The organism is Mesorhizobium sp. M5C.F.Ca.IN.020.32.2.1, assembly GCF_004023105.1.
Taxonomy (GTDB): Bacteria; Pseudomonadota; Alphaproteobacteria; order Rhizobiales; family Rhizobiaceae; genus Mesorhizobium; species Mesorhizobium wenxiniae.
Window position 1 is genome coordinate 1 of the sequence record NZ_RZSX01001189.1, and the last position, 1506, is coordinate 1506.

General features: G+C 64.9%; 1 protein-coding gene and 1 pseudogene. Both read left to right on the forward strand.

What is annotated here, in order from left to right; genetic code table 11:
• A partial coding sequence (locus tag EOA86_RS34215; protein ID WP_164892308.1) for an HlyD family secretion protein occupies positions 1 to 1142 on the forward strand: 1142 nt, incomplete at its 5' end.
• A 22-nt stretch (positions 1143 to 1164) separates the two neighbouring features.
• Positions 1165 to 1506, forward strand: a pseudogene (locus EOA86_RS34220) (MFS transporter); the annotation flags it as partial.

A 1506-nucleotide genomic window follows, 5' to 3' on the forward strand; every position in this document is an offset into this window, starting at 1 on the left:
TCCCCAACCCCAAGATCGCGCCAGCAACCGAAGCGCCGAACGCACCGACTGAGCCGGCAATAAGTCCTCCGGCCGAGGCGCCGACAAAAAAGAAACGTTCGGCACGCTTCCTTCTGTTGCCGATCATCGCGCTTGGCTTGCTGGGCGCAGCTGCCTGGTATGGCTACGATTACTGGACCGACGGGCGCTTCATGATCTCAACCGACGACGCCTATGTCCAGGCCGACATGGCATTCATTTCGCCGAAAATTTCCGGCTATGTCGATCAGATCAAGGTGACCGAGAACCAGCAGGTCAAGGCCGGCGACCCGCTGCTGGTCGTCGACAATGGCGACTACGAAATAGCGGTCGCCCAAGCCGAGGCGCAGATCGCCACCTTGAGCAAGACGCTCGACCGTATCGAGGCCCAGACCGAGGCGGCGCGTGCATCGCTCGAGCAGGCGCAGGCGCAAAAGACCGCCGACCAAGCCGCCGCCGCCAATGCGGCGCGTGTTCAAACGCGCGCCGCCCAATTACTCAAGACACATGTCGGCACCCAGGCCCAGCTGGATGATGCCCAGACCGCGGTCGAGCAGGCCAATGCCGCCCTTGTAGGTGCCGACGCCCAGATCGCCGCGGCGCAGGCCAATATCGGTGTGCTTCAGGCGCAGCGCGCGGAGACGGCGAGCACGCTGGCATCGCTGCAGCTTGCCCGGGACAAGGCCGCGCGGGATCTGTCCTTCACCGTGCTGCGCGCGCCCTATGACGGTGTGGTCGGCAACCGCTCGGTCGAGCAGGGCGACCTGATCAGCCCCGGACAGAAGCTCGCCGTCATCGTGCCGATGGACAAGCTCTACATCGTCGCCAATTTCAAGGAGACCCAGCTTGCCCGGCTGGTGCCTGGCGAAAAGGTCCGGATATCGGTCGACGCGATCGACGGCCAGGATTTCGAAGGCACCGTCTCGTCCCTGGCGCCGGCATCCGGCGCGGTGTTCTCGCTGCTGCCACCGGAAAACGCCACCGGCAATTTCACCAAGGTCGTGCAGCGCGTCCCGGTTCGCATCGACGTGCCGGCGGATGTGCTGAAGACAGGCAAGCTGCGCGCCGGCCTCAGCGTCGTCGTGGCCGTCGACAGCCGCACCGCGCCGGCCGCGTCGAACTGAGCGGCCGCTTGGGAGCACTGGCATGGCAACCGCGACCTTGACAGCAGGATCGCCGCCGGCGACGCCGGCTACGCCTGACACGATTTCCACACGCCGCATCATCGCCTTCCTGGCGATGGTGTTCGGCATGTTTATGGCGATCCTCGACATCCAGATCGTTTCGGCCTCGCTGGCCGAGATCCAGGCAGGCTTGAGCGCCAGCTCCGACGAAATCCCGTGGGTGCAGACTGCCTATCTGATCGCCGAAGTCATCATGATCCCGCTGTCCGGTTTTCTCAGCCGGATGCTGTCGACACGCGTGCTGTTCACCGTCTCCGCGGCTGGCTTCACCGCCGCGGAGACGGTGAACAGCACGCGTGTCGAC